23 protein-coding genes and 1 tRNA gene are annotated in these 26,042 nt (G+C 71.9%); 13 read left to right on the forward strand and 11 right to left on the reverse strand.

Annotated elements, in window-relative coordinates:
- Nucleotides 1–42 precede the first annotated feature (42 nt).
- Entirely contained in the window at nucleotides 43–1,137 is a 1,095-nt protein-coding gene (gene ugpC, locus ABCS02_RS03545; protein WP_345834219.1) for a sn-glycerol-3-phosphate ABC transporter ATP-binding protein UgpC, read from the reverse strand.
- A 346-nt stretch (nucleotides 1,138–1,483) separates the two neighbouring features.
- Here ugpC and ABCS02_RS03550 point away from each other — a divergent pair, with 346 nt between their 5' ends.
- The 3 genes from ABCS02_RS03550 to ABCS02_RS03560 all read left to right on the forward strand — a co-directional run bounded on the left by ABCS02_RS03550 (nucleotide 1,484) and on the right by ABCS02_RS03560 (nucleotide 4,575).
- Nucleotides 1,484–2,380: a thioredoxin domain-containing protein gene (locus ABCS02_RS03550; RefSeq protein ID WP_345834220.1), complete on the forward strand. Its 897-nt coding sequence runs from the start codon at nucleotides 1,484–1,486 to the stop codon at nucleotides 2,378–2,380.
- A gap of 78 nt (nucleotides 2,381–2,458) precedes the next feature.
- A tRNA-Thr gene (locus ABCS02_RS03555) sits at nucleotides 2,459–2,531 on the forward strand.
- A gap of 145 nt (nucleotides 2,532–2,676) precedes the next feature.
- A complete protein-coding gene (locus tag ABCS02_RS03560; protein WP_345834221.1) occupies nucleotides 2,677–4,575 on the forward strand; it encodes an FAD-binding monooxygenase in 1,899 nt (632 codons plus the stop codon).
- Nucleotides 4,576–4,594: 19 nt separating this feature from the next.
- Here ABCS02_RS03560 and ABCS02_RS03565 read toward each other — a convergent pair whose 3' ends face one another.
- From ABCS02_RS03565 to ABCS02_RS03575, 3 genes are all read right to left on the reverse strand, one after another.
- A complete protein-coding gene (locus ABCS02_RS03565; protein WP_345834222.1) occupies nucleotides 4,595–5,335 on the reverse strand; it encodes a helix-turn-helix domain-containing protein in 741 nt (246 codons plus the stop codon).
- A 43-nt stretch (nucleotides 5,336–5,378) separates the two neighbouring features.
- Complete coding sequence (locus tag ABCS02_RS03570; RefSeq protein WP_345834223.1) at nucleotides 5,379–7,364, reverse strand: cellulose binding domain-containing protein; 1,986 nt, start codon at nucleotides 7,362–7,364, stop codon at nucleotides 5,379–5,381.
- Nucleotides 7,365–7,479: 115 nt separating this feature from the next.
- Nucleotides 7,480–9,132, reverse strand: a complete 1,653-nt coding sequence (locus tag ABCS02_RS03575; protein ID WP_345834224.1) for a thiamine pyrophosphate-binding protein — start codon at nucleotides 9,130–9,132, stop codon at nucleotides 7,480–7,482.
- A gap of 209 nt (nucleotides 9,133–9,341) precedes the next feature.
- On the opposite strand from ABCS02_RS03575, the gene ABCS02_RS03580 reads away from it, so the two are divergent.
- Together ABCS02_RS03580 and ABCS02_RS03585 are read left to right on the forward strand one after the other, a co-directional pair.
- Nucleotides 9,342–9,698: a YciI family protein gene (locus tag ABCS02_RS03580; RefSeq protein ID WP_345834225.1), complete on the forward strand. Its 357-nt coding sequence runs from the start codon at nucleotides 9,342–9,344 to the stop codon at nucleotides 9,696–9,698.
- Between the two features lie 42 nt (nucleotides 9,699–9,740).
- On the forward strand, nucleotides 9,741–10,121 hold the full coding sequence (locus ABCS02_RS03585) for a VOC family protein (protein ID WP_345834226.1): 381 nt from the start codon (nucleotides 9,741–9,743) through the stop codon (nucleotides 10,119–10,121).
- Nucleotides 10,122–10,189: 68 nt separating this feature from the next.
- Here the strand turns inward: ABCS02_RS03585 and ABCS02_RS03590 are convergent, their stop codons facing one another.
- A complete protein-coding gene (locus ABCS02_RS03590; RefSeq protein WP_345834227.1) occupies nucleotides 10,190–11,050 on the reverse strand; it encodes a sigma-70 family RNA polymerase sigma factor in 861 nt (286 codons plus the stop codon).
- Nucleotides 11,051–11,121: 71 nt separating this feature from the next.
- Between ABCS02_RS03590 and ABCS02_RS03595 the strand changes: the two genes are divergently transcribed.
- Nucleotides 11,122–11,916, forward strand: a complete 795-nt coding sequence (locus ABCS02_RS03595) for an NAD(P)H-binding protein (protein WP_345834228.1) — start codon at nucleotides 11,122–11,124, stop codon at nucleotides 11,914–11,916.
- 6 nt (nucleotides 11,917–11,922) lie between these two features.
- On the opposite strand, the gene ABCS02_RS03600 is transcribed toward ABCS02_RS03595, so the two are convergent.
- Complete coding sequence (locus tag ABCS02_RS03600) at nucleotides 11,923–13,005, reverse strand: LacI family DNA-binding transcriptional regulator (RefSeq protein ID WP_345834229.1); 1,083 nt, start codon at nucleotides 13,003–13,005, stop codon at nucleotides 11,923–11,925.
- Between the two features lie 186 nt (nucleotides 13,006–13,191).
- On the opposite strand from ABCS02_RS03600, the gene ABCS02_RS03605 reads away from it, so the two are divergent.
- From ABCS02_RS03605 to ABCS02_RS03620, 4 genes are all read left to right on the forward strand, one after another.
- Nucleotides 13,192–14,118 carry a sugar ABC transporter permease gene (locus ABCS02_RS03605; protein WP_345834230.1) on the forward strand — a complete coding sequence of 309 codons (927 nt, stop codon included), beginning with the start codon at nucleotides 13,192–13,194 and terminating at the stop codon, nucleotides 14,116–14,118.
- Nucleotides 14,118–15,056, forward strand: coding sequence for a carbohydrate ABC transporter permease (locus ABCS02_RS03610; RefSeq protein WP_345834231.1), 939 nt, complete (start codon nucleotides 14,118–14,120; stop codon nucleotides 15,054–15,056). The genes ABCS02_RS03605 and ABCS02_RS03610 overlap by 1 nt, the downstream gene beginning before the upstream one ends.
- A 47-nt stretch (nucleotides 15,057–15,103) precedes the next feature.
- Nucleotides 15,104–16,453 carry a sugar ABC transporter substrate-binding protein gene (locus ABCS02_RS03615; RefSeq protein WP_345834232.1) on the forward strand — a complete coding sequence of 450 codons (1,350 nt, stop codon included), beginning with the start codon at nucleotides 15,104–15,106 and terminating at the stop codon, nucleotides 16,451–16,453.
- A gap of 64 nt (nucleotides 16,454–16,517) precedes the next feature.
- Nucleotides 16,518–18,290, forward strand: coding sequence for a beta-galactosidase family protein (locus tag ABCS02_RS03620; RefSeq protein ID WP_345834233.1), 1,773 nt, complete (start codon nucleotides 16,518–16,520; stop codon nucleotides 18,288–18,290).
- A gap of 10 nt (nucleotides 18,291–18,300) precedes the next feature.
- On the opposite strand, the gene ABCS02_RS03625 is transcribed toward ABCS02_RS03620, so the two are convergent.
- From ABCS02_RS03625 to ABCS02_RS03635, 3 genes are read right to left on the reverse strand one after another with little or no spacing between them, the layout of a single operon-like run.
- A complete protein-coding gene (locus ABCS02_RS03625; RefSeq protein ID WP_345834234.1) occupies nucleotides 18,301–18,663 on the reverse strand; it encodes a PLD nuclease N-terminal domain-containing protein in 363 nt (120 codons plus the stop codon).
- Between the two features lie 25 nt (nucleotides 18,664–18,688).
- Nucleotides 18,689–19,018, reverse strand: a complete 330-nt coding sequence (locus ABCS02_RS03630; RefSeq protein ID WP_345834235.1) for a YciI family protein — start codon at nucleotides 19,016–19,018, stop codon at nucleotides 18,689–18,691.
- Nucleotides 19,019–19,050: 32 nt separating this feature from the next.
- Entirely contained in the window at nucleotides 19,051–19,515 is a 465-nt protein-coding gene (locus ABCS02_RS03635) for a hypothetical protein (RefSeq protein WP_345834236.1), read from the reverse strand.
- 127 nt (nucleotides 19,516–19,642) lie between these two features.
- Here ABCS02_RS03635 and ABCS02_RS03640 point away from each other — a divergent pair, with 127 nt between their 5' ends.
- The gene (locus ABCS02_RS03640) at nucleotides 19,643–20,563 is read left to right on the forward strand and encodes a siderophore-interacting protein (RefSeq protein ID WP_345834237.1); all 921 of its coding nucleotides are present in this window, start codon (nucleotides 19,643–19,645) and stop codon (nucleotides 20,561–20,563) included.
- A gap of 4 nt (nucleotides 20,564–20,567) precedes the next feature.
- Here ABCS02_RS03640 and lepB read toward each other — a convergent pair whose 3' ends face one another.
- Nucleotides 20,568–21,299: a signal peptidase I gene (gene lepB, locus ABCS02_RS03645; protein WP_345834238.1), complete on the reverse strand. Its 732-nt coding sequence runs from the start codon at nucleotides 21,297–21,299 to the stop codon at nucleotides 20,568–20,570.
- A gap of 320 nt (nucleotides 21,300–21,619) precedes the next feature.
- Between lepB and ABCS02_RS03650 the strand changes: the two genes are divergently transcribed.
- Both ABCS02_RS03650 and ABCS02_RS03655 read left to right on the forward strand, forming a co-directional pair.
- The gene (locus tag ABCS02_RS03650; protein ID WP_345834239.1) at nucleotides 21,620–23,005 is read left to right on the forward strand and encodes a M23 family metallopeptidase; all 1,386 of its coding nucleotides are present in this window, start codon (nucleotides 21,620–21,622) and stop codon (nucleotides 23,003–23,005) included.
- Nucleotides 23,006–23,023: 18 nt separating this feature from the next.
- Nucleotides 23,024–24,379 carry a phosphotransferase gene (locus ABCS02_RS03655; RefSeq protein ID WP_345834240.1) on the forward strand — a complete coding sequence of 452 codons (1,356 nt, stop codon included), beginning with the start codon at nucleotides 23,024–23,026 and terminating at the stop codon, nucleotides 24,377–24,379.
- 170 nt (nucleotides 24,380–24,549) lie between these two features.
- Here ABCS02_RS03655 and ABCS02_RS03660 read toward each other — a convergent pair whose 3' ends face one another.
- On the reverse strand, nucleotides 24,550–25,935 hold the full coding sequence (locus ABCS02_RS03660) for an LLM class flavin-dependent oxidoreductase (protein WP_345834242.1): 1,386 nt from the start codon (nucleotides 25,933–25,935) through the stop codon (nucleotides 24,550–24,552).
- Nucleotides 25,936–26,042: the final 107 nt, after the last annotated feature.

The raw sequence follows: 26,042 nt of genomic DNA on the forward strand, positions 1-26,042 counted from the left end.
CGGGACCGGACTGCGGCAGAGTGAGGATCAGCTGCGACGACCTCAGTCGACGACGGCGCCGCCGAGACGCTCGCCCGACTCCGCGTGGAAGAGGTGGACGTGGCCCGGCTTCGGGGTGATGTAGACGGTGTCGCCCGCGTTCGGGTGAACGCGGCCGTCGACGCGGCCGACGATGTCGGTGCGCTTGCCGTCGACCTCCGAGTGCCCGTAGAGGTAGCCGTCGGCGCCGAGCTCCTCGACGAGGTCGACCGCGACCTTCAGGCCGCCGCTCTCGGCGGTGGAGACGACGACGTCCTCCGGGCGGACACCGATGGTGACGGAGTTGCCCGCGTTGGCGAGCACGTCGCGCTCGACCGGGACGACCGTCGTGCCGAACTTGATGCCGCCGTCAGTGACGTCCGCGGTGAACAGGTTCATGGCGGGGGAGCCGATGAAGCCGGCGACGAAGACGTTCTTCGGCTGCGCGTACAGGTCGCGCGGGGTGCCGACCTGCTGGAGCACGCCGTCCTTGAGGACCGCGATGCGGTCGCCCATCGTCAGCGCCTCGGTCTGGTCGTGGGTGACGTAGACCGTGGTGACGCCGAGGCGGCGGGTGAGGGACGCGATCTGGGTGCGGGTCTGGACGCGGAGCTTGGCGTCGAGGTTCGACAGCGGCTCGTCCATGAGGAACACCTGGGGGGAGCGGACGATCGCGCGGCCCATGGCGACGCGCTGACGCTGACCACCGGAGAGCGCCTTCGGCTTGCGGCCGAGGTAGGGCTCCAGGTCGAGCAGCTTGGCGGCCTCGAGCACGCGGGAGGCGCGCTCGTCCTTGCCGACGCCGGCGATCTTGAGTGCGAAGCCCATGTTCTCGGCGACCGTCATGTGCGGGTACAGCGCGTAGTTCTGGAACACCATCGCGATGTCGCGGTCCTTCGGCGGGACGTCGGTGACGTTGCGCTCGCCGATGAAGATGTTGCCGTCGTTGACCTCTTCGAGGCCCGCGAGCATGCGGAGCGAGGTGGACTTGCCGCAGCCGGACGGGCCGACCAGGACGAGGAACTCCCCGTCCGCGATGTCGAGGTCGAGGGCGTCGACCGCGGGGCGGTTGGAACCCGGATAGAGCCGGGTCGCCTTGTCATACGTGACAGTAGCCATGTTTCTGTTGTCTCCTTCACCGGCAGGTACGTGCCGGACGATCCGTTGTGAGGAATAGACGTGGCGTCGACGTCCAAGGGCGTCGATGCCACGACCCCCATAGTAAGGCATTCGAAGCGCTGCTCTTACCACGAGTATTCGGGAGGCCGCCGCGCGCCGGTGTACCGCACACGGGGGCCAATCCCCAGGTGGCGCTCGGGGCGTGGGCGGGGTATGTCTGGTCTATTCCCAGACTGCCGCAATATGGTCGTCTGGTTGCGTCTGCTCACGCCACACCCGGCGGCACGTCCCCCCGCGCGCCGCACCGCCTACCCCCGAGAGCCGATTCCCCCGAGATATGAGTTCCATGAACGACCCCGACGAGCGCAGCGGCGACGTCCGCGCAGCCGCGCGGGAGAAAGCCCGACAGCTCCGCACGAGCCAGAACCGCAGGGACCGCAGGAACAAGGCCCTGCTGTCCGGCGGCATCGTGGTCGGCGTCATCGCGGTCCTGGCCATCGTCGCGGTGGTCATCATGGGCGCGATCCGACCCACCGTCCCGGGCCCGAAGAACATGGCGAGCGACGGCGTGGTCGTCGGCTCCGGCCTCAAGGTCAAGACGACCCCGGCGCTCGCGGCCGACGCGAAGCCGATCGCCAGTGCGCCGGACCCGAACGGCAGCTCGGTCGACATCCGCATCTACGCCGACTACCTGTGCAAGCTGTGCGGCGACTTCCAGCGCACGAACCTCAAGCAGCTCCAGCCGCTGGTGAAGGACGGCGCGGTCACGGTCGAGATGCACCCGGTCGCGATCTACACCAGCCACTCCGCGGGCACCCGATACTCGCTGCGCGCCGCGAACGCCGCGGCCTGCGTCGCGAACTACTCGCCGAGGTCGTTCTGGGCGTTCAACCAGTCGCTGTTCCAGAACCAGCCCGCCGACGGCGGCCCGGGCCTCAGCGACGACCAGCTCAAGAAGCTCGCGGCCGCGGCCGGCGCCTCCCCGTCGGACATCGACTCCTGCGTGGACGACGGCCGGTTCAAGACCTGGGTCGGCTCCGCCAGCGACCGCGCGCTCAGCGGCCCGATCCCGAACTCCAGCGTGAAGAAGATGACGAACGCGCTGCTCGTGCTCGTCAACGGCAAGCCGTACACCGGCTCGCTGACGAACGCGGACGACTTCAAGGCGTTCATCCTCCAGGCGCAGGGCGACGAGTACTCGTCGACCTCCACGCCGACGCCGTCGCCGAGCGCGGGGAGCTGAGTTCCGGCCTCCCGTTCGGCACCAGGGCGCCCGCCGCGCATCCTCTAGGATGGTTCGCGACGGGCGTCCGGCCTGTTCGCCGACTTAGCTCAGCTGGTAGAGCACTCGCCTTGTAAGCGAGCGGTCGCGAGTTCGAACCTCGCAGTCGGCTCCGTTCCTTCCTCCTCCTTCTTCGTCGCCTGGCGCGTCGGTCGCGCTTGCCGGTCGTCGTCGTGGGCTCTATCCTGATTGTGCGAAATCAGAACCAGGCGTTCGGATATAGAACACGCGATCACGACGATGTGAGGAGCCTCCCCATGCAGTTCCACCACCACGGCTACGTGTCCGGCGACCCGCACGTGCTGCCCGCGGCCGGGCCGGCCTGGTCGCCCGAGCTGCCGGAGGTCATGGACGTGCTCGTCGTCGGCTCCGGGCCCGCCGGGATGGTCGCGGCGGCGCAGCTCGCGCAGTTCCCCGGCGTCAGCACCCGGCTCGTGGAGCGTCGCGGCGGCCGGCTGGAGATCGGGCAGGCGGACGGCATCCAGGCGCGCAGCGTCGAGACCTTCCAGGCGTTCGGGTTCGCGGAGCGGATCACCGCCGAGGCCTACCGGATCACTGAGATGGCGTTCTGGAAGCCGGACCCGGCCGACCCCACCCGCATCGTCCGGGCCGCGCGTGCCGTGGACGACCCGACCGGGATCAGCGAGTTCCCGCACCTGCTCGTCAACCAGGCGCGCGTGCTCGACTACTTCGCCGAGTTCATGGGCAACGGCCCGACGCGGATGCGGCCGGATTACGGCTGGGAGTTCCGCGGCCTCCGCGTCGAGGACGAGGGAGAGTACCCGGTCGTCGTGACGCTCGTGCGCAGCGCGGGTGAGAACGCGGGCGAGGAGCGGGTGGTGCGCGCCAAGTACGTGGTCGGCGCGGACGGCGCGCGCAGCAAGGTGCGCGAGTCCATCGGCTGCACCCTCGCTGGAGACCAGGCCAACCACGCCTGGGGTGTCATGGACGTGCTCGCGGTCACCGACTTCCCCGACATCCGCACCAAGTGCTCGATCCAGTCGGAGTACGGCAACATCCTCCTCATCCCGCGCGAGGGCGGCTACCTGTTCCGGATGTACGTGGACCTCGGCGCGGTGGCGGACGACGACCACGGCGCGGTGCGGGCGACGAGCATCGAGCAGATCATCGCGAAGGCGAACGAGATCCTGCACCCGTACACGCTCGACGTGCGCAACGTCGCCTGGCACAGCGTCTACGAGGTCGGCCACCGGCTGACCGACCGGTTCGACGACATCCCGGTCGATGTGCTGGGGTCGCGCACGCCGCGGGTGTTCATCGCCGGCGACGCCTGCCACACGCACAGCGCCAAGGCCGGGCAGGGGATGAACGTCTCCATCCAGGACGGCTTCAACCTCGGCTGGAAGCTCGGCCACGTGCTGCAGGGCCGCAGCCCGGAGTCGCTGCTGGCGACGTACTCGGCGGAGCGGCACGTGGTCGCCAAGAACCTGATCGACTTCGACAAGGAGTGGTCGACGCTGATGGCCACGAAGCCGGAGGACCTGAAGGACCCGTCCGAGCTGGAGGACTTCTACGTGCGCACGGCGGAGTTCCCCGCGGGGTTCCTGACCGAGTACGCGCCGTCGCTGATCGTCGGGGAGCCGGAGCACCAGGAGCTCGCGACCGGGTTCCCGATCGGCAAGCGGTTCAAGTCGCCGGTCGTGGAGCGGGTCTGCGACGGGAACCCGGTGCACCTGGGGCACCACGCGACGGCGGACGGGCGCTGGCGGATCTACGTGTTCGCCGACGCGGCGGCGGCCGGGGAGGGTGCGCTGGTGCCGGCGTTCGCGGACTGGCTCACGACCTCCGCGGACTCGCCGCTCGCCGCGACCCCGCGCGACGCGGATGTCGACGCCTGGTTCGACGTGAAGGTCGTGTACCAGCAGGACCACACCGGCGTCGACCTCGGCCGGGTGCCGGAGGCGTTCCTGCCGCGGACCGGGCCGTTCGACCTGATCGACTACGAGAAGGTGTACGCGGCGGCGCCGGGGGAGGACGTGTTCGGCGCGCGCGGGATCGACCGCGGCGGGGTGATCGTGGCGGTGCGGCCGGATCAGTACGTGGCGCAGGTGCTGCCGCTGGCGGGGTACGCGGAGCTGGGGGAGTTCTTCGCGCCGATCCTGCGGGTGGGGGCTGAGGAGAAGGCGGCCGTCTGACGGGTGGTCGCCGGCCGGGTCAGCGCAGCTCGCCGGCGACGGTCGCCGCCGCCCGGCCGAGGCGGGCGCCGATCGCGGCCACGTCCCGGCCGTTCGCCACGTACACGACCGCGAGCGCGGCGAGCGGCTGCCCGTGGACGACGAGCGGCACCGCCACCGACGCCAGGCCGGGGATGACCTCGTCGTGGCTGGTCGCGAAGCCGCGCCCGCGGGCCTCCATCGCCTCCTCGCGCGGGTGACCGTCGGGCAGCTCGCCCCACTGGGCCTCGGTGAGCGCCGACTGGAGGGCGATGCCCGGCGCGCCCGTGGTGATCGGGTGCCGGCTGCCAGGCCGCTGGGCGACGGCGGCGTGCGCGTGCGAGGGCTCGATGCTGACCAGGGTGACGACCTCCCCGCGGTCGAGCACGGCGAGGAAGGCGGTCATCCCGAGCTCGTTGGCGACCGCGCCGAGCTCCGGGACGGCGGCGGACTGGAGGTCGCGGGACACGGCGCGGGCAAGGGTCGCCATCCGCGGCCCGAGCAGCGCGGCCCCGGCCGGGTTGCGGACGACGAGGCCGTGGTCCTCCAGTGTGCGGAGGATGCGGTAGACGATCGAGCGGTGCACGCCGAGGGCGGCGGCGAGCTCGACGATGGTGAGCGGGCGGTCGGCGTCGGCCAGCGCCTCCAGCACGCGGATGCCGCGGGAGAGCGTCTGCGAGTGCGGGGCGGGCGCGGCGCCGGGCGCCTCCGGTGCGCCCGCGTCGTCAGGTGTGCTCGCCATGCGCCCATTCTTTCGCATCCCGGGCGGGACGCGCGGCCGCGGCTCAGCCCGCCGCTGCGACGAACGCCCGGGAGTATGCCCAGCGCGGCTGGCTCGTCCCCGAGCACATGTACGCGGGGATGCCCGACGTGCACGGCTGGTCGCGGGTCAGCTCCCACCAGCTCAGGCCGGCGAGTCCGTTCGCCTTCGCGTAGCGTCCCACCGTCGTGGCGTCGGTCAGCGTGAACTGCTCGCCGGTGTCGTTCAGGCCGAACATCGGGGTCACGGCGATCAGGCCGAGGCGCTGGGCGTCGGTCCAGGAGGCGTATGCGGCGACGCCCTTCAGCTGTCCGGCGGTCGCGGTGGCGGCGTCGATCGCGGCCTTCCCCATGTCCGTCACGCCGGTGCCGTAGTCCATCGTCATGAGGTTGACCGCGGAGAGCTGGACGCCCGCGGCGGTGAACTCGGAGATCGTGCGGAGGCCGCTGGCGAGCAGTCCGTACGGCATCACCGACAGCGTGAGCGTGACCTGTAGCGGGTGGCCCGCCGCGGCGCGCTGCCGCTGGAGGGTCGCGACCGCGGCGGCGCGACGGAGGTTCGACGCGGAGTCGGAGACGTCGGCGCCCTCGATGTCGAAGTCCACCCGGTCGAGCGCGAACCGCGAGACCACCGTCGAGTAGGCGGCGAGGAGCTTGGCGGGGTCGGTGCAGACCCGTGCGAGCTCGTCGTTGGCCGCGCCGCCGAAGGAGGCGACGACCCGGCCGCCCTGCGACTGGAAGGCCGTGACGTCGGCGAGGAAGTCCTGGCTGCCGCCGATCGTGTAGGCGGTGTAACCGGCCCAGGTGGGCGAGCAGGCGCTGCTGCGGTCGGCGACGATGAACGCCGTGGTGACCGCGCGCACACCCGCCGACGACGCGAACGAGGTGAGGTCGGCGGTCGGCCAGAGGCCCATGTCGACGTAGGGGGCGATGAGGAGGGTGGAGGGGGTGCCGGGGGTGGGGGACGGGGCCGGAGTGGGGGTGGGCGTCGGAGTGGGCGTCGGAGTCGGTGTGGGTGTCGGCGTCGCGGTGGCGCCTCCGCCGATCGAGCATGGGAGGTTCGCCCCGACCACGCGGCAGGCGGTCGGGACCAGCGGGGCTCCCGCCGCCTTCGCCGAGGTGAGGCCGAAGGTCGCGGTCGCGCCGGGAGCGAGCGTGGTGGCGTAGGACGGCGCGGTCACGCCGAAGCCGTCGCTCGTGGTCGTGGCGGTGCCATCCCAGAGGGTGACGACGCCGTCGGCGGTCGTGAAGGCGAGCTGCCAGGGCGACAGCGTGGTCTGGGAGGTGTTGGTGACCGCGACGGACGACTGGAAGCCGGAGGTCCACTCCGAGGTGACGGTCCAGGAGACGGTGAGGCCGGCGCCGGGCGTGGGGGTGGGGGTCGGAGTCGGAGTGGCGGTCGGTGTGGGGGTGGAGGTCGGCGTGGGGGTCGGCGTCGGCGTGGGCGACGTCGTGGCGCCGCCTGCCGCCGCTCCGTTCACCGCGCACGGCACGCTCGCACCGGCCGGCAGTCCGACGATCGTGCACGACGTCGGCACGATCGCTGCCGTCCCGGCCCGGGTGGCGGTCAGGCCGAATGAGGCCGAGCCTCCCGGGGCCAGGCTGGTCGCCCACGAGGGCGCGCCGACCGTGAGCGTCCCGGCGGGCGAGGTCGTGGACACCGCCGACCAGATGCTGACGAGCGTGTGCGGGAAGTCGAAGCGCACCTGCCACGGCTTCAGCGTCGTGCTGGTCCCATTGGCCACGGTGACCGCCGACTGGAAGCCCGTGGTCCAGGAGTTCGCGGTCGTCCAGGTGACGTTCACGCGCGGTGTCGCGGCTGCCAGCGCACCGGAGGTCGCGACGGCGCCGGCGCCAAGAAGGCCGGCGACGGCCAGCACCGCGATCATGGCCTGCCGCCGATGCGAGGTGCGGCGGCCGGGGCGGAACTGACCGAGCAGCCGGCGGACGGCCGCCTGGACTCGGTGGCCGGTCGCCCGGTGGCGTGCGGGACGGGACGCTGACTCGGGCATGGCACTCCTGACGACTTACGACTGACGACTCACGACGGAACAGCGAAGGGAGGTACGTCAGTCACTATCGGCCATCGGGGCGGATCGGTCAGTGCGCCACGCAGTCAGACGTGCGTCACGAGTTCACGCGGATGATCTCCTCCTGATACGGCGCCACCACATCGCCCGAGATCCGCAGGTCCAGCACCAGGAACGGGCGCTCGGCCGCCGGGCGCGCCGTCCAGTGGGCCAGCGCCTCCAAGTCTTCCGGAGTCCGCACCACGACGCCCTCCGCGCCGACCGCCGCGCCGAGTCCGGCGAAGTCGACTTCCGGGATGCGCATCGGGCCCTGCGCGAGGCCCTTCAGGCCGTAGAGGTTGACCTCCGCGCCGTAGGCGGCGTCGTTCCAGACCACGCACAGGCCGCGGCCTCCCGCGACGCGCACCGCGGACTCCAGGTCGGCCAGCGCCATCAGGCCGCCGCCGTCGCCGGTCGTGAGTACGATCGTCGACTCCGGGTGCGCGAGCGCGGCGCCGGCGACGCTCGGGAAGCCGAGGCCGATCGACTGGTAGGCGGTGCCGACCATGATCATCCGGTCCGGGGAGGCGACCGGCCAGTACATGTTCGCCCAGCCGATGAAGTGACCGCCGTCGGAGACGACGACGCGGTCGGTGGGCAGCAGCTCGCCGATCCGGGCCGCGGCCGTGCGCGGGTCGAGGCGGCCGTCCGCGGCCAGGCCGTCGCCGGCGGGGCGCATGCGGAGTGCCGGGAGGTCGGCCGACTCGCGCCAGCCGGAGGGGGCGGCGCCGAGCGTGCGCAGTTCCTCCAGCAGCGCCTCGGCGACCACGCGGGCGTCGCCGCGCAGGTAGGCGCCGACGTTCGGGTGGGTCGCGGCGGGGGCGACATCCACCTGGATGACGCGTGTGCCCGGCGCGAACAGGTCGCCGAAGCGCATCGTGAACTGGTTGAGGGACGCGCCGAAGACGACCGCGACGTCGGCCGAGCGGACGGCCTCCATCGCGCCCTCCGCGCCGAAGCCCCCGGTCACGCCGAGGTCGTAGCGGTCGTCGGGGAACACGCCGCGGCCGAGCGCGGTGCCGGCGGTGAGGGCGCCGGTGGCGTCGGCGAGGGCGCCGAGCGCGTCGCCCGCGCCGGCGATCCAGGCGCCGCGGCCCGCGAGCAGGAACGGGCGTTCCGCACCGGCGAGGGCTGCGGCGGCGTCCGCGATCGCGCCGCGCGCGAACGGGCCGGCGGGGGCGAGCGGTGCGGGGAGGGCGGGCGCCGGCGCCTCGGGCACCGGGCCGGCCTCCCGGGTGGCGACGTCGTAGGGGATCGCGAGCACGGTGGGCACGCGGTAGGTGAGCGCGTGTTCGACCGCGATGGCCGTGGTCGCCGCGGCGTCGGTGCGGCCGACCGTGTAGGTGCGCGCGCCGACCGCGCTGGCCAGCGCGATCTGGTCGACGCCCCACGGGCGCGGGCCGGAGGTCGGCTCGTCGCCGACGACGAGGACGAGCGGGATGTGCGCCTGGCGGGCCTCCGCCAGCGCGGTCAGGGTGTTGGTGAACCCGGCGCCGTAGGTGGCGGTGGCGGCGGCGAGCCTCCCGGACGCGCGGTGGTACGCGTCGGCGGCGACGACCGCGCCGGCCTCGTGGCGCATGGGGGTGTACGGGACCCGTCCCTCGCGCTCGATGGCGTCGAGGAAGTGGGCGTTGCCGTTGCCCATCACCCCGAAGACCTGGTCGACGTGGCGGGCGAGGGTGGCGGCGACGTGCGCGGAGACGGAGGGCATGACGGTGCCTTTCGAGACGGGAACGGAGGTGCGATGATCCGTATGTGTCTCGCGCGCTGCTGTTCCGCCGAGCGCGGCTTCGTGCCCATTTTTCGAGCACCGGGCCGTTGGACGGCCGGACGTCAGCAGTATAGCCGCTGTCGAAAACGGCTCCGCCCGTTCGACGTCCAGGTGTTCGGCATCCACGAGCATCCACGAAAGGGAGAGACATGACCGGCTACCTGATCCTCATCTACGGCGACGAGAGCCGCTGGGACGCGCTCGACCAGGAGGGGCGCGCCGCGGTCGACGAGGCCCACCGGGCGTTCAACGAGAAGGCGGGCGCTGCGGTGCGTGCCGCGGGGGAGCTGCAGGCGTCGTCCACGGCGACGACGGTCCGCACCGGCCCGGACGGTGAGCCACGGCCCACCGACGGGCCGTTCTCGGAGTCCAAGGAGGTCGTCGGGGGGTTCTACGTGATCGAGGCGGGGAGTCAGGAGGAGGCGGTCGCGTTGGCGGGCTCGCTTGCGGAGGCGCGGCAGGGGCACGGGGGGATCGAGGTGCGGCCGTTGGTGAGCCGCGGCTGACGCCTGTTGTCAGGAGGACGACGGCGAGAGGAGGATGCGGTCATGACGGACACAGGGATCATCGGGGTCAACACCATCGGCATCCCGGTCGCGGACCAGGACGCGGGGCTGGCCTTCTACCGGGACGTGCTGGGGTTCGAGGTGCTGGTCGACGCGCCGCTGCCGACGGGAGGGCGCTGGATCATGCTCGCGCCGCCCGGGTCCGCGGTGTCGGTGTCGCTCGTGGTCGCGAGCGACGACGTCCCGGCCGGAATCGAGACGGGCATCCGGTTCGAGAGCGCGGACGCGGGGGCCACCCACGAGGAGCTGACCCGGCGCGGGGTGGACGTGGGGGCGCTGCTGCGCTGGCCCGGCGTGCCCGCGATGTTCCAGGCGCGGGATGCCGACGGCAACCGCTTCGAGGTGGTCGAGCGCGCGAGCTGACCGCCGAAGGGCACGTCGTTGTCACTTTTCGCGCGCGGAAGTGACAACAACGTGCCCCTCGGCGGGTGTCAGAGGCGGGTGTGCGCGAGGCGGGCGGGGTCGAAGAGCACGTCGAGGGCGCGGATACGGCCGGCGGCGATGTCGAACGCCATCACCGACACGACGCGCCCGTCCACCACCGCGGCCACGCCCGGCCGGCCGTCGATGAGCACCGGGACGGAGGTCTGCGCGAGGCGGGCCGCGAGGGTCGCCTGCTCGGCGATGGCGGCCGCGCCCACGAGGGTCTGCAGCCGTCCGCGCCCGTAGTCGGCGTGCAGCACCGCGCCGTCGTCGAGGAGCGCCAGCAGCGCCGACAGGTCGCCCTCCTGCACCGCGCGCAGCCAGGCGTCGAGCACACCGCGCTGCTCGCGCCGGGCCGGGCGCGCGGGCGGGGGCGCCTCCCGGAGCCGGCGGCGGGCGCGGGACGCGAGCTGGCGCGCGGCGTCGGGGGAGCGGTCGAGCACCCCGGCGACCTCCTCGAACGGGAGGCCGAACACGTCGTGCAGCACGAAGGCGAGGCGTTCGGCGGGCGAGAGCGTCTCCAGGACGACCAGGAGCGCGACGCTCACCCGGTCGCCGAGCGCGGCCAGCTCGGCGGGGTCGCCGAGGTCGGACACGGGCTCGTCCTGCCAGGGGAGGACCTCCCACGACCGCTCCCGCGTCCGCCGAGCGCTCTTGAGCTGGTCGAGGCAGACCCGGGAGACCACGGTGGTGAGCCAGGCGTCGAGGTTGTCGATCGCGGCGACATCGGTGCGCCGGAGGCGGAGCCAGGCCTCCTGGACCGCGTCGTCAGCGTCGGCCGCTGAGCCCAGCAGCTGGGTCGCGATCGCGCGCAGTCGCGGCCGCGCTCCCTCGAAGCGGGCGGCCAGCCGCTCGTCGTCCTCGGTCATGTCACATCCTCCGTCACCTGCTCGTCACCCTATCGACGAGGCGGTGCGCCTCGATGTGACAGGAGGACGACATGGACGGACGGATCCTGGTGACCGGCGGGACCGGCACGATCGGGCGGCGGCTGGTGCCGCTGCTGGAGGAGCGCGGCGCGGCGGTGCGTGTGCTGACCCGGCACGCGCGGGCGGGCGCCGCGGACCACAGGGTGGGAGACGTGATGACCGGCGCGGGCCTCGACACCGCGATGACGGGTGCGGAGGTCGTGGTCCACCTCGCCGGTGGGGCGAAGGGCGACGACGTCGCGGCCGCGAACGTCGGGGCCGCGGCCGAGCGCGCGGGCGTACGGCACATCCTCACGCTCTCGGTGGTCGGTGCTGGGCGGATGCCGATCGGGTACTTCCGCGCGAAGGAGCAGGTCGAGACGATCTTCGCAGCGTCGGCGGTGCCGTCGACCGTGCTGCGGGCGGCGCAGGTCCACCAGCTCGTGCTGCGGATGGCGGCCGGGATGACGAAGCTGCGCGTCGCGCCCGCGCCGCGCATCCGCTTCGAGCCAGTGGACGCCGGGGAGGTCGCCGAACGGCTGGCCGAGCTCGCATCGGGGTCGCCGGCCGGACTGGCAGGCGAGATCGCGGGTCCGGAGGTGCTGGAGGCGGAGGAGCTGCTGCGCGAGTACGCCGAGGCGCGCGGCCTGCGGCGTCGGTTCGTGCGCTTCGGCCTCCCCGGGAAAGTGGGCGCGGCCTACCGCGCCGACGCCAACCTCGCCGGCGCCGCGGCCCGGCGCGGCCGGGTCACGTGGGCGGAGTTCCTCCGCACGGCGCCCGAACTGACCGCCGAGGGGCACGTAAACGCCCCTAAAACGCGGTCTTAGGGGCGTTTACGTGCCCTTCGGCGACGGGGAGGCGGGTGGGGCGGCGGGCGCCGGGGCGGTGCTCGCGCGGACGACGAGGCGGGTCGGGAGCACCGACGAGCGTACCGGCTCCGGCCGGCCCTCGATCTCGGCGATGAGCAGCTCGACCGCGCGGCGGCCGGTGGCCTCGAACTCCTGGTGGATGGTGGTCAGCGGCGGCCAGAACGAGTCCGCCTCCGCCATGTCGTCGAAGCCGACCACGCTCACGTCGGCGGGCACCCGCCGGCCGGCCTCGTGGAGGGCGCGGAGCACGCCGAGCGCCATCTGGTCGTTCGCGGCGAAGACCGCGGTGATCTCGGGGCGTGCGGCGATCTCCCGGCCGTAGCCGTACCCGGCCGTGGTCGACCAGTCGCCGCGGAACACCTCCGGCACCGGGGCCCCGGCGGCCTCCAGCGTGTCCCGCCAGGCCTGCTCGCGCCGCGCGGCCGAGTACGAGTCGGCCGGCCCGGAGATGTGCCACACGGTCTCGTGGCCGAGCGAGAGCAGGTGCTCGGTGGCCTGGCGCGCGCCCTCGGCCTGGTCTGTGTCCACCTGCGGATAGTCGGGCCGCTCGGTGGAGTCGATGACCACGACGGACAGGCCGGACGGCAGCTCCACGTCGGCGCGGTCGACGATGTGGGCCTCGATGACGATGATGATGCCGTCCACCGCCTGCTCCAGCAGCCGGGTGAAAGCGACGCTGACGTCCTGCTGGGTGGGACGCTCCACCGGCACGACCGTGATCGAGTAGCCGGCGGTCGCGGCCGAGCCGGCGATCGCGTCCAGCGTCCGCATGTTGCCGTACGACGACAGGGTGAACATCACGACGCCGATGTTGCGGAACAGCCCGGAGCGCAGCGCCCGGGCCGCGCGGTTGGGCCGGTAGCCGAGCGCCTGCATGGAGGCCAGCACGCGGTCGCGGGTGGCGGCCTCCACGTTGGTGAGGCCGTTGGCGACGCGCGAGACGGTCTGGGTGGAGACCCCGGCGTGCGCGGCGACGTCGCCGAGCGACGGACCGCGGGTGCGGCCGCCGCGGCGTGCGGGCGCCGGGTCGGCGATCGACTCGGTCATGGTTCCCCATTCTGGTGAAGACTGCGGTGATTTTCTGCCGCGACAGCCCGGAGGCGGAAACGGGACTTGCACCATGTTGACGTCAACATGCTAGGGTATGCAACCAGATGTTGACGTAAACATCCGCCGAGACACCGCAGGACACCACTGCACGCCACGGCGAGCACCGATTCACCGAGGAAGGCCATGACAACGACGTCCCTCACGCCGACGGCCACGCCGGCATCCCCGCAGCGGCGCCTGCACCGTCCGCGACGCGACTGGCGCGGCTGGGCCTTCGTGGCCCCGTTCCTGGTCGTTTTCGCTCTGATGATCGTCGCGCCGGTGGTCTACGCGCTCTACCTCAGCCTGTTCCGCCAGCAGCTCATCGGCGGCAACGCGTTCGTCGGGCTCGACAACTACCTCGGGCTGGTGCAGGACGCGAAGTTCTGGGAGTCCTTCGGCCGGGTCGCGCTCTTCCTGGTCATCCAGGTGCCGATCATGCTCGCCCTCTCGCTCGTCGCGGCCCTCGCACTCGACTCGGCCCGGCTGTACGGCGCCGGGTTCTTCCGCATCGCGCTCTTCCTGCCGTACGCCGTCCCGGGCGTGGTGGCCGCGCTGATCTGGGGCTTCATCTACGGCGACCAGTTCGGCCTGACCGCGAGCGTCAACCACCTGCTCGGCACGCAGCTGGCTCCGCTCGCCGGGCAGTGGATCCTCGGTTCGATCGGCAACATCGTGACCTGGGAGTTCATGGGCTACAACATGCTCATCTTCTACGCGGCGCTGCGCGTCATCCCGGGCGAGCTGTACGAGGCGGCCGAGATCGACGGCGCCGGCGCGTTCCGCACGGTGTTCAGCATCAAACTGCCCGCGCTCCGCGGCGCGATCGTCATCGCGACCATCTTCTCGATCATCGGCAGCTTCCAGCTCTTCAACGAGCCGAACCTGCTCAAGCAGCTCGCGCCCAACGCGATCAGCAGCTACTTCACGCCCAACATGTACGCCTACAACCTGTCGTTCGCCGGTCAGCAGTTCAACTACGCGGCGACGGTCGCGATCGTGATGGGCGTCATCACCGCGGTGATCGCCTACGTCGTCCAGCTCCGGGGCTCGCGCAAGGAGGTCCGCTGATGGCGACCGTCACCGACACCCGGCGCAAGGCGCCCTCGCGCGCCGCCGCGCGCTCCAACCGCGCCGCCCGCGCGGCAGCGCCGACCTCCGGCCGCCGCACCCGCAGGTCGACCGTGCTCACCATCGTGATGATCGTCTTCACGCTCTACTCGTTCGTGCCGCTGGTCTGGCTGATCGTCAACGCGACGAAGAGCCAGCCCGACCTGTACTCGTCGTTCGGGCTCTGGTTCGGCAGGGACTTCGACCTCTTCCAGAACCTCGCGCAGCTGTTCACGTACCGCGACGGGATCTTCCTGCAGTGGCTCGGCAACACCCTCCTCTACGTCGTGGTCGGCGCGGGCGGGGCGACGCTGCTCGCCACGGTCGCGGGCTACGGGATGGCGAAGTTCAACTTCCCCGGGAAGCGGCTGGTGTTCGCGATCGTGCTCGGCGCGATCGCAGTGCCGGGCACGGCGCTGGCCGTCCCGACCTTCCTGATGTTCAGCCAGGTGGGGCTCACGAACACCCCGTGGGCGGTCATCCTGCCGTCGCTGATCAGCCCGTTCGGCTTCTACCTGATCTGGACCTACGCAAGCGAGGCCATCCCGACCGAGCTGCTGGAGGCCGCCCGGATGGACGGCGCGGGCGAGTTCCGCACCTTCTTCACCATCTCGCTCCGCCTCCTCGCCCCCGGCGTCGTGACCGTCGCGCTGTTCGCGATCGTCGCCACCTGGAACAACTACTTCCTGCCGCTCATCATGCTCAGCGACCCGACCTGGTACCCCCTCACGGTCGGCCTCAGCCAGTGGAGCGCACAGGCGACCGGGGTCGGCGCCCAGCCGATCTTCAACCTCGTGATCACCGGATCGCTCGTCACGATCATCCCGATCGTGGCCGCGTTCCTGGTGCTCCAGCGCTACTGGCAGTCGGGTCTGGCCGCCGGAAGCGTCAAGCAGTGAACACAGCACGTCCCTCCCACCCACAAGGAAGTGAAAGGAACACCACCATGAAGCGCATCCTGCGTTCACGGAACCTGCGTCGGCTCGCGACAGCCGTCGTCGCGAGCGCCGTCATCGGCGCCTCGCTGGCCGCCTGCTCGTCGGGCTCCGGCTCCACCGGCGGCGGCAGCGCCTCCGACGTCGACGCGGCCCTCAAGCAGGGCGGCACGATCACGTACTGGTCGTGGACCCCGTCGGCGGAGGCCCAGGTCGCCGCGTTCGAGAAGGCCTACCCGAAGGTGAAGGTCAAGCTCGTCAACGCCGGCACCAACACCACCGAGTACACCAAGCTGCAGAACGCCATCAAGGCCGGCTCAGGCGCGCCCGACGTCGCGCAGGTCGAGTACTACGCCATCCCGCAGTTCGCGCTCTCCGACTCGCTCGTCGACCTGAAGCAGTACGGCTTCGACTCGCTCAAGAGCGACTACACGCCCGGCCCGTGGGGCTCGGTCAACGTCGGCGGCAAGCTCGTCGGCCTCCCCCAGGACAGCGGCCCCATGGCGATGTTCTACAACAAGACGGTCTTCGACAAGTACGGCCTGACCGTCCCGAAGACGTGGGACGAGTACGTCGCCGACGCGCAGAAGCTGCACGCGGCCGACCCGACCAAGTACATCACCAGCGACTCGGGCGACTCCGGCTTCGCCACCTCGATGATCTGGCAGGCCGGCGGCCGGCCGTTCCAGGTGGACGGCACCAAGGTGTCGATCAACCTGCAGGACGACGGCACGAAGAAGTGGACCGGCACCTGGGACAAGCTGGTGCAGGGCAAGCTGCTCTCCACCGTCCCCGGCTGGAGCGACGACTGGTTCAAGGCGCTCGGCAACGGCTCGATCGCGACGCTGGTCACCGGCGCCTGGATGCCCGGCGTGCTGGAATCGTCGGTGAAGGACGGCTCCGGCCAGTGGCGCGTCGCGCCCATCCCGACCTACGACGGCACCCCGACGAACGCGGAGAACGGCGGCGGCGCGCAGGTCGTGCTCAAGCAGTCGAAGAACCAGGCGCTCGCCGCGGGCTTCCTCAAGTGGCTGAACAACGACCCGGCGTCGATCAAGGTGTTCCTGCAGTCCGGCGGCTTCCCGTCCACGACCAAAGACCTGAACTCGTCCGACTTCCTCGCCCGGGCCCCGGAGTACTTCGGCGGCCAGAAGATCAACGAGGTGCTCGTGGACGGCGCGAAGAACGTCTCCACCGGCTGGCAGTACCTGCCCTTCCAGGTCTACGCGAACAGCATCTACGGCGACACCGTCGGCCAGTCGTACACCTCGAACTCCAGCCTGAACCCCGGCCTGCAGGCCTGGCAGAAGGCGCTGGTGAGCTACGGCAACCAGCAGGGCTTCACGGTCAGCGGCAAGTAACAACCATCCACCGGCCCTCGGGCGTCCGCTGCAGCTGGCGGGCGCCCGGGGGAGGAGAGAGCACATGAGCACGTTCGAGATCGCCGGGGACGACTTCCTCCTCGACGGCCGTCCCCACCGCATCCTGTCGGGGGCGATCCACTACTTCCGCGTCCACCCCGACGACTGGGCCGACCGCATCCGCAAGGCGCGGCTGATGGGCCTGAACACCGTCGAGACGTACGTGCCGTGGAACGCCCACGAGCCGCGGCCGGGCGAATGGACCGCGGAGGGCGCGCTCGACCTGGAGCGCTTCCTGCGCACGGTGCAGGAGGAGGGTATGCACGCGATCGTGCGGCCCGGGCCGTACATCTGCGCCGAGTGGGACAACGGCGGACTGCCCGCCTGGCTGTTCACCGACCCGGAGGTCGGCATCCGGCGCTCGGAGCCGGTGTTTCTGGCTGCGGTCACGGCGTTCCTGGAGCGGGTGCTCGCGATCGTCCGCCCGCTGCAGGTCACCGAGGGCGGCCCGGTGCTGCTCGTTCAGGTCGAGAACGAGTACGGCGCCTACGGCGACGACAAGGACTACCTCCGGCACCTGGTCGAGGTCTTCGAGGGCGCCGGCATCACCGTCCCGCTGACGACCGTCGACCAGCCGGAGCCGGCGATGCTCGAGAACGGCTCGCTTCCCGGCCTGCTCAAGACGGCCTCCTTCGGCTCCCGCTCGCGCGAACGGCTCGCCACGCTGCGTGAGCACCAGCCGACCGGGCCGTTGATGTGCTCCGAGTTCTGGGACGGCTGGTTCGACCACTGGGGCGCGCACCACCACACGACCTCCGTCGAGCAGTCCGCCGCCGACCTGGACGAGCTGCTCGCGCTCGGCGCCTCGGTCAACATCTACATGTTCCACGGCGGCACGAACTTCGGCTTCACGAACGGTGCCAACGACAAGGGCGTCTATCAGCCGATCGTCACCAGCTACGACTACGACGCCCCGCTGGACGAGGCGGGCGAGCCCACCGAGAAGTTCTGGGCGTTCCGCGAGGTGATCGCCAAGCACGCGCCGGTCCCGGCCGAGGAGCCCGTCGTGGCCGCCGCCGCGCCCGCGTTCCGCGTGCCGTTCCTCGACGCGGTTCCGCTGTTCGCGGTCGCGCCGAAGCTGGGCGACTGGCAGCACACGGACGACCTCCCGACCTTCGACGCGCTCGGCCACTATGCGGGATTCGGGCTCTACCGCACCGAGATCGACACCACCGAGCCCGCGGTGCTGGAGTTCGGCGAGGTGCGCGACCGCGCCTACGTCTTCGTCGGCTCCACCCGCGTCGGCGTGCTCGCCCGCGACCACCACGACAGCGCGATCACCCTCTCACCGAGCCGCGGCACGCTGACCGTGCTCGTGGAGGACCAGGGCCGCGTCGACTACGGCCCCCGGATCGGCGAGCCCAAGGGCCTGATCGGGCCGGTCCGGCTGAACGGCGAGGGACTGCGGCGCTGGAGCGTCCTCCCGCTGCGCCTGCCGTCGCTGGACGCCGTGCGCGCCGAGCTCGACGCCGAGGGCGCCGCGGTGGAGCGCGAACCGGAGCGGCTCGCCGGGCCGGTGTTCGCGCGCGCCACCTTCGACCTGGAGGAGCAGGGGACGCTGTTCCTCGACACCACCGGGTGGGGCAAGGGCGTCGCCTGGATCAACGGCTTCAACCTCGGCCGCTACTGGACCCGCGGCCCCCAGGAGACGCTGCACGTCCCCGCGCCGGTCACCCGCGCCGGGCGCAACGAGCTCGTGATCCTGGAGCTGGAGTCCGCCGCCGACGCGACCGCCGCCTTCGTCTCCGAGCCGCGCCTCGGCCACACCGACTTCTGACGCTTCGGCGTCAGGAGGGGTCGGGGTCGAGCTCGCCGTCGCGGCGGGCGCGGAGCTCGGCCTCCAGCTGCCGGATGCGGTCGTCCTCGATCTCCCGTTCGAGGGCGGCGAGCTGCTCCTCCGTCGACAGCGGGCGGGCCGCCGGGGCCGCCTGCTCGCGGACGACGTATGTCCCCCGCGGGCGGCGGTACCCGGCTCCGCTGTACTCCCGCCCGACCGCGAACCACAGCACGCCGCCGATCAGCGGGAGCAGGATCACGATGAAGATCCAGGCCACCTTCGGCAGGTGCTTCACCTGACTGCTGTCGCGCAGGATGATGTCGACCAGCGCGACGACGAAGAAGACGAGGATCAGCAGGGGGACGACGGCCATGCGCCGAGTCTAGGGGGAGGCCCGCTCACTCCCAGACCATGAAGGGCCGCAGTTCCAGCTGGCCATTGCGCGCCATCGGGTGCCGGGAGGCGATCTCGATTGCCTCGTCGAGGTCGTCGACCTCCAGGATGTCGAAGCCGCAGATGACCTCCTTCGTCTCGGTGAACGGCCCGTCGGTGACGTAGCGCTTGCCGTCGCGCACGCGGACGACCCGCGACTCGGACTGCGGCTGGAGCACCTCCCCGATGATCCGCTTGCCGCTGGCGTCGAGCGGGTCCACCCAGAGGTCGACGTCGGACTCGTCGGTCTCGGTGTCCGGCTGGGAGTCGGTGATCACGAACATCATGTACTTCATCGGGGTGGGTCCTTTCGGAATCGGTTGTCGGTTCACTCGGACGTCGAACGGAGCGGCCGTCGCTCGACATTCCGTCGCCCGATGATGAGCCGGTAGACGACGTACTCCACGATCCCCGCCACAGCGGCGGCACCCAGCGGCTCGCTGAACCAGCCGAGATAGGTCGCCGGCGTGGTCAGCCAGAGCAGGACGTACCCGACGTACGCGACCGCGAACGCGCTCGCCGTGGCGCAGACGTGCCGCCACCAGTGGATGCCGCCCGGCCGGGCGCGGGCGAACCAGGCGTAGTGCACGGCCGCGCTGACGAACCCCACGCCCGCGGCGGCCGGGCCGTAGAGGAAGAGTTGCGGGCTGAGCAACTCGCGCTTGGTGTCGCTGCCCAGCTCGTAGTCGATGATGTGCAGGAAGCCGACGGCGGCGCCCGCGAGCACGCCGGTGATCAGGATGATCAGGCGCGCGTCCCTCCCGAGCAGCGGGTGGTGGTGCGCGGTCGTCACGGCCCGACGATACTGTGCGGGCGGCGGGGGCGTCCAGCGTCCGGCCTCCAGCGGGCGTTGGGGCTGGTTAGTGTAGCCTTACCTTACTCACCATCCCGCCCCGCTCCCCGGCCCGAAGGGAACCGCTGTGCCCGTGCTCGCCCCGCCGCTGACCGATCGTCCGGCGTACCGGCCGTATCGCGCGCAGGTGCTGGCGATCCGGAGGCTGAGCCCGGGCTTCGCGCGCGTGAGCCTCTCCTGCGACGACTTCGAGACGTTCGGCACCGAGCGGCTGGACCAGCGGATCAAGCTGGTCTTCCCCCTCCCGGACGGCAGCTTCAGCCCGCTCGACGCGGGCGACTGGTACGGCCACTGGCGCGCGCTGCCCGAGCGCCTCCGCAACCCGTTCCGCACCTACACGGTGCGCGACGTCGACCCGCGCGAGCGCCGCGTCGACGTGGACTTCGTCGTGCACGGCGACGGCGGCCCGGCCGCCCGCTGGCTGGCCTCCGCGGCGCCGGGGGACGAGCTCGTGGTGATCGGACCGGACGCGCTCAGCCCGCACTCCGGGGTCGGCATCGACTGGCGGCCGGGGGAGGCCACCGAGCTGCTGCTCGCGGGCGACGAGACCGCGGCCCCGGCGATCGCCTCGATCCTGGAGGCGCTGCCGCCGACGCGCAGGGCGCACGCGTTCATCGAGGTCCCGACCGGCGCCGATGCCCTGCCGCTCCGAGTCGGCCGGAACGTCGAGGTCACGTGGGTGACGCGGGACGGCGGCGAGCATGGCTGCGCCCTCCTCCCGGCCGTGACCGGGTGGCTGGCCGGGCATCCGGACGTGGTCGCGGCGGCCGCGGCGGGACGCACCCAGCGCCTGGAGGACGTCGACGTGGACGCGGACATCCTGTGGGACAGCCCGGCGGAGGCCGCCGGCGGCTTCTACGCCTGGATCGCGGGGGAGTCGGGCGTCGTGAAGACGCTCCGCAGACTCCTGGTGCGCGGGCACGGGATCGACCGCGGGCGCGTGGCGTTCATGGGGTATTGGCGGCTGGGACGCGCGGAGCAGGCGTAACGCGCTACTTGCCCTTGACCTCGGTGCCCGAGAACGTCTCGGGGTAGTTGCTCAGCCAGGTCCAATGGCTCACCGGCCAGCTCACCACGAACGCGCGGCCGACGACATCGCTGAGCGGCACGAACCCCTTGGTCGGGTCGTCCATGTGGTACCGGGAGTCCGCCGAGTTGTAGCGGTTGTCACCCATGACCCAGACCTTGCCGGCCGGCACGGTCACGTCGAACGGCTTGGCCGACACCGCCTGCTGCCCGGCCGGCAGCAACACGTACGGCTCCTTGAGCGGCACCCCGTTAACGCTCATCTGACCGAGCGCGTTGCAGCAGGTGATGTGGTCGCCCGGGAGGCCGATCAGGCGCTTCACGAGGTGCTGGTCGCTGTCCGACGCGCCGAGGCCCACGAAGTCGAGCACGGCTCCGACGCCCTGCTGGATGGGGTTGCCGGTCTGCGGCGCCGCGGCGGGCAGCCAGCCGCCCGGATCCTTGAACACCACGACATCGCCGCGGGAGAGCGGGAAGACCGACGGCTGCAGCTCGTTGACGATGATCCGGTCGTTGATCTGGAGGGTGTTCTCCATCGACCCCGAGGGGATGTAGAACGAGCGGGCCACGAACGTCTTGATCAGGAACGAGACCAGGACCGCGATCACGAAGATCACCACGACGTCGCGGAGGAGGACCTTCCAGCCGGACTTGCGGGTGGCTCGACGGGGTCGCATGGTCTCGGTGCTGTCGGTCACAAGGCTTCACGCTAGCGTGCCGAGGCTGTGAGACGCATCCGACCCCCTGACGAGGGATTGTCCTCCGGCCCGGCGCGGTGACAGGATCGGAGGACGGGCCGGCCCGACGCCCGTCGGGGGCCCGCGTGATCATGCGGGATGCGTTGACGCGCTTCAGACTGCTGACACGACGCGAACCTCCGCGCCGCGGCGATGGAGGGCGCGTCCGCCGCGATCCGGCCCTCCGTGCCGCGGGTCCGCTGCCGTTTCCCGGTGGTCCTGCCGGGCTGCGCGGCGTCGCGCAGGGAGGCCTGCCAGCGGACGGCCGATCGGTCCTGAGGGTGCTGGCCCACGCGGCGGCGCTGCTCCTGGCGACCGGCCTCGTGCTCGCGCCGTTGCCGGCCTCGGCCGACGAGTGCCAGGGCCCGGACTGCACCACCTCGACGCCGACGCCCGATCCGGACGATTCACCCGCGCCGACACCCTCGCCGACGCCGACACCCACCCCGACGCCGAAACCGACGCCCACCCCGACGCCGACGCCCACCCCGACTCCGACATCCACGCCGACGCCCAGTCCGACCCCGACGCCTACACCCACGCCCACCCCCACCCCGACGCCCACCCCGACGCCGACACCCACGCCGACGCCCAGCCCGACACCCACCCCGACCCCAGCGCCCACCACCCCCGCCCCGGTCGACGACATCCCGCTGCTCGTCCCGCCCGACCTCGGCGGCACCGTGCAGTCCGACACCGCCCAGGTCGAGCAGGCGGCCCAGCTCGCCAGCGACCTGGCGACCGCCCAGCAGACGCTCGCCGACGCCACCGACGCCAACCTCGGCGTGCAGCGCGAGCAGGCCCAGGCGCAGGCCGCGTCCGACGCGCTCGCCGCGCAGGCGAAGGCCGCGAAGAAGAAGGCCGCCGCCTCCGCCGCTTTCGCGACGGCGCTGATCCGCGCCTCCGGCTGGAAGGGCCTCGGGTCGGACCCGCTCGCGGCGGTGCTCGGGACGAACGGCGACCTCCTCTCGAAGCTCGGGGCCGTCGACCGGCTGCGCACCCTCTCCGGCGACCGTGTGACCGCGCTGCGCGACGCCTCGGCGGACGCCAAGGCCGCGACCAGCCTGAGCGGCCAGGCGAAGCACGCGGCCGACGCGCTCGCCGGCATCGACGTCGACGCCAGCCGGCAGGCGGTCACGGACGCGCAGGCGCAGGTCGACTCGGCCTCCGCCGCGCTCGCACAGCTCCCCACCGTGCTCACCGCCGGGACGGGCTGGCAGGCGCTCACCGTCGACCCGTCCGCCATCGCGACCGGGTGGACGCTCCCCGTGCACGGCCCGATGACCGACCCGTTCGGCCCGCGGCCGTCGCGCCCGGCCGGGACGGCGCCCTTCCACCCGGGCGATGACATCGGCGCGGGCTGCGGCACGACCATCGTCGCCGCCGCGGCGGGAACCATCCTCGCCGCGGGCCCGAACGGGTCGTACGGGAACTTCATCCTGATCGACCACGGCGGCGGCGTCGAGACCGCCTACGGGCACATCCGGGACGGCGGGATCGGCGTGACGGTCGGCGAGCACGTCGCGGTCGGGCAGCCGATCGCGCAGGTCGGCTCGACCGGAGCCTCCACGGGATGCCACCTGCATCTGGAAGTCCGGGTGAACGGCGTGCAAATCGACCCGTACCCCTTCCTCGCGGCCAGGGGGGTCATCGTCGGAACCCGCTGAGGGGCGTACGGTTCAGGCATGACGGAACTGACGGAGCTGGTGGGCTCGTGGATGCGCCGCCAGCGCTGGTACTCGACCAAAGCGTTCGAACCGAGGCTGCGGCTCCTGGGCTCCTTCGAACTGGAGCGCGCGCCTGAGAGCGCGGACGACGGATCCCGGATCGTGACGCACTTCTTCTGCGACGACGCGCCCCGCACGCCCCGCGTGTACCAGGTGCCGCTGGTCGCGCGCATGCGCAGGGACGGCGACCCCGCCGGGTACGTGGGGGAGGCCGGCGGCCGCTACCTCTACGACGGTCCGGTCGAGGAGGCGTACGTGGCGGCGCTCGCGGCGCTGATGACCGGGGCCGGGGCGGCGGACGGCGAGCACGCCCGCGCGGGCGGTCACACGCTCGGCGAGCGCATCCCCGTGCTGTCGTCCCGGCGGCTGTCGGCGGAGCAGTCCAACACCTCCATCGTCGCCGAGCTGGGCGACCGGCTCGCGCTCGTGAAGGTCTTCCGCGTGGTGCAGGACGGCGAGAACCCGGACATCTCCACACTCGCCGCGCTGACCGCGGGCGGCTCGGCGCGCACGCCCGCGCTGCTCGGCTGGCTGACCGGTTCGTGGCCCGCGCCCGACGGCAGTGCGGCCGCGGGGGAGCTGGCGCTGATGCAGGACTTCGTCCCCGGCGCGGAGGACGGCTGGGAGCTGGCGGTCAGCGCGGCCGAGGCGGGCGAGGACTTCACCGAGCGCGCCTTCGCCCTCGGCGCGGGCACGGCCGAGCTGCACCGCCTGCTCGCGGGCGTGCTGCCGACCAAGCGCGCCGAGACCGACGACGTGCGCGTCGCCCTCGACGGGATGTTCCAGCGGCTCACGATCACGACCACGGAGGTCCCGGAGGTCGAGACGCTGCGGGCGGAGATCGCGTCGGTCTACGAGGCGGCCGCGACGGCTCCGCTGCCGGTGTTGCAGCGCATCCACGGCGACCTGCACCTGGGTCAGGTGCTGTTCTCGCCCGACCGCGGCTGGCAGTTCATCGACTTCGAGGGCGAGCCGCTGCGGCCGCTCGCCGAGCGCGCGCTGCCCGACGCGACCATGCGCGACGTGGCCGGGATGCTTCGCTCCTTCGACTACGTCGCGGGCTCGCTCGCCCGGCGCGAGGACCCGATCGACGCCACCCGGTGGGCGGCGGACGCCAGGAAGGGGTACCTGGAGGGCTACGCGAGCGTGGCCGGGGACGTCCTGGACGAGTTCGCCGTGCTGCTGGCGGCCTTCGAGCTCGACAAGGCCGTCTACGAGATCACCTACGAGGCGCGGCACCGGCCGAGCTGGATCCCCATCCCGCGCGCGGCGGTCGACCGGCTGCTGAGCGACGCGGCCGGGGTGGCGCACTGAGGCCTGCGGCGACCCGGACGCGCGGCCGCGGCGCCGGGCGTGTTACCCGCACGCCGGGCGCCGCGTAGGCGGACATCTTCGAAGCCCATGCCCGCCGTGGAGGCATTGTGCGGCGCGCGCACGGCTGCGGGGAGACAGACCATGCCGTCTACCCCGCGGCTGCGAGTGCGTCAGGCCGAGGCGGCCTTCGCGCCGATCCGGTACGTCGCGCCGCGGTGGTTCTCCGGGAGCCGGTCGCCCGCGCCGTGCAGCTTGTTGCGCAGCGAGCCCTCGGCGTAGGCCTCCGGGTACGCGCCGCGCTTGCGCAGCTCGGGGATGACGAACTCCACGATGTCCTCGAACGTGCCGGGCGTGATCGCGTAGGCCAGGTTGAACCCGTCCACGTCGGTCTCCTCGACCCACTCCTGGAGCTGGTCGGCGATGCTGACCGCGCCGCCCACGATGAACGGGCCGAGGCCGCCGATGACGCCGTTGCGGCCGATGTCGCGGACCGTCCACTCGCCGCCGTCCGCGTTCGGCCGCTGGAAGTTCGCGACCGCCGACTGGATGGCGTTGCTCTTGACGTTGCCGATCGGCTCGTCCAGGTCGTACTGCGACAGGTCGACGCCCATCCATCCCGACATGAAGACCAGCGCGCCCTCGTCGTTCGTGTACTGCAGGAAGTCCTCGAACTTGGCCTGCGCCTTCTCGTCGGTCTCGTCGGTGACGATCGTGAGCAGCGTGTAGATGCGTGCCGAGTAGCGGTCGCGGCCAGCGGCCTCCAGCGCGTCGCGGAGCTTGCTGACGGTCTCCTTGAGGCCTTCCTTGGTGGAGGCCGCGACGAAGATCGCCTCGGCGTTCTCGGCCGCGAACGAGATGCCGCGCTTGGACGCGCCGGCCTGGTAGATCACCGGCGTGCGCTGCGGGCTCGGCTCGGACAGGTGGATGCCGGGGACGGTGAAGTGCTTGCCCTTGTGGCCGATCTCGTGCACCTTCGCCGGGTCGGTGAAGACGCCGGACTCGCGGTCGCGGATGACGGCGTCGTCCTCCCAGGAGCCCTCCCACAGCTTGTAGAGCACCTCCAGGTACTCGTCGGCGTGGTCGTAGCGGTCGTCGTGCTGGAGCTGGTCGTCGTGGCCCATGTTGCGCGCGGCCGACGGCAGGTAGCCGGTGACGACGTTCCAGCCGACCCGGCCGTTGGTCAGGTGGTCGAGCGTCGACATCCGGCGCGCGAACGGGTAGGGGTGCTCGTAGGCGGTGCCGGCGGTGACGCCGAAGCCGAGGTTCTCGGTCACCAGCGCCATCGCGGAGACCAGGAGGAGCGGGTCGTTGACCGGCACCTGCGCGCCGTGCCGGATCGCGGCCTCGTTGCTGCCGCCGTAGACATCGTAGGTGCCGAGGACGTCGGCGATGAAGATCCCGTCGAAGGTGCCGCGCTCGAGCAGCTTCGCGAGCTCGGTCCAGTAGGTGAGGTCCTTGTACCGCCAGGCCTGGTCGTCGGGGTGACGCCACATGCCGGAGGACTGGTGGGCGACGCAGTTCATGTCGAAGGCGTTGAATCGGATCTGCCGGGTCATGCGCTCAACAATGCATGCGTTCTTCGCGCCCCGCACCCTCCTCGTCACATCCCGTAACGCCCGCCCGCGCACCCGCCGAGTACGCACAAAATCCGCTGAAAACCGTC

This window comes from Microbacterium sp. X-17 (genome assembly GCF_039615055.1).

Excerpts from the sequence above, each read along its gene's own strand:
- ABCS02_RS03570 (WP_345834223.1), bottom strand. The coding sequence starts at position 7,364 with ATGCCCGAGTCAGCGTCCCGTCCCGCACGCCACCGGGCGACCGGCCAC.
- ABCS02_RS03605 (WP_345834230.1), top strand. The coding sequence starts at position 13,192 with ATGACAACGACGTCCCTCACGCCGACGGCCACGCCGGCATCCCCGCAG.
- ABCS02_RS03625 (WP_345834234.1), bottom strand. The coding sequence starts at position 18,663 with ATGGCCGTCGTCCCCCTGCTGATCCTCGTCTTCTTCGTCGTCGCGCTG.
- ABCS02_RS03655 (WP_345834240.1), top strand. The coding sequence starts at position 23,024 with ATGACGGAACTGACGGAGCTGGTGGGCTCGTGGATGCGCCGCCAGCGC.
- ABCS02_RS03565 (WP_345834222.1), bottom strand. The coding sequence starts at position 5,335 with ATGGCGAGCACACCTGACGACGCGGGCGCACCGGAGGCGCCCGGCGCC.
- ABCS02_RS03560 (WP_345834221.1), top strand. The coding sequence starts at position 2,677 with ATGCAGTTCCACCACCACGGCTACGTGTCCGGCGACCCGCACGTGCTG.
- ABCS02_RS03615 (WP_345834232.1), top strand. The coding sequence starts at position 15,104 with ATGAAGCGCATCCTGCGTTCACGGAACCTGCGTCGGCTCGCGACAGCC.
- ABCS02_RS03590 (WP_345834227.1), bottom strand. The coding sequence starts at position 11,050 with ATGACCGAGGACGACGAGCGGCTGGCCGCCCGCTTCGAGGGAGCGCGG.
- ABCS02_RS03630 (WP_345834235.1), bottom strand. The coding sequence starts at position 19,018 with ATGAAGTACATGATGTTCGTGATCACCGACTCCCAGCCGGACACCGAG.
- ABCS02_RS03585 (WP_345834226.1), top strand. The coding sequence starts at position 9,741 with ATGACGGACACAGGGATCATCGGGGTCAACACCATCGGCATCCCGGTC.
- ABCS02_RS03575 (WP_345834224.1), bottom strand. The coding sequence starts at position 9,132 with ATGCCCTCCGTCTCCGCGCACGTCGCCGCCACCCTCGCCCGCCACGTC.
- ABCS02_RS03550 (WP_345834220.1), top strand. The coding sequence starts at position 1,484 with ATGAACGACCCCGACGAGCGCAGCGGCGACGTCCGCGCAGCCGCGCGG.
- ABCS02_RS03620 (WP_345834233.1), top strand. The coding sequence starts at position 16,518 with ATGAGCACGTTCGAGATCGCCGGGGACGACTTCCTCCTCGACGGCCGT.
- ABCS02_RS03660 (WP_345834242.1), bottom strand. The coding sequence starts at position 25,935 with ATGACCCGGCAGATCCGATTCAACGCCTTCGACATGAACTGCGTCGCC.
- ABCS02_RS03580 (WP_345834225.1), top strand. The coding sequence starts at position 9,342 with ATGACCGGCTACCTGATCCTCATCTACGGCGACGAGAGCCGCTGGGAC.
- ABCS02_RS03595 (WP_345834228.1), top strand. The coding sequence starts at position 11,122 with ATGGACGGACGGATCCTGGTGACCGGCGGGACCGGCACGATCGGGCGG.
- ABCS02_RS03610 (WP_345834231.1), top strand. The coding sequence starts at position 14,118 with ATGGCGACCGTCACCGACACCCGGCGCAAGGCGCCCTCGCGCGCCGCC.
- ugpC (WP_345834219.1), bottom strand. The coding sequence starts at position 1,137 with ATGGCTACTGTCACGTATGACAAGGCGACCCGGCTCTATCCGGGTTCC.
- ABCS02_RS03600 (WP_345834229.1), bottom strand. The coding sequence starts at position 13,005 with ATGACCGAGTCGATCGCCGACCCGGCGCCCGCACGCCGCGGCGGCCGC.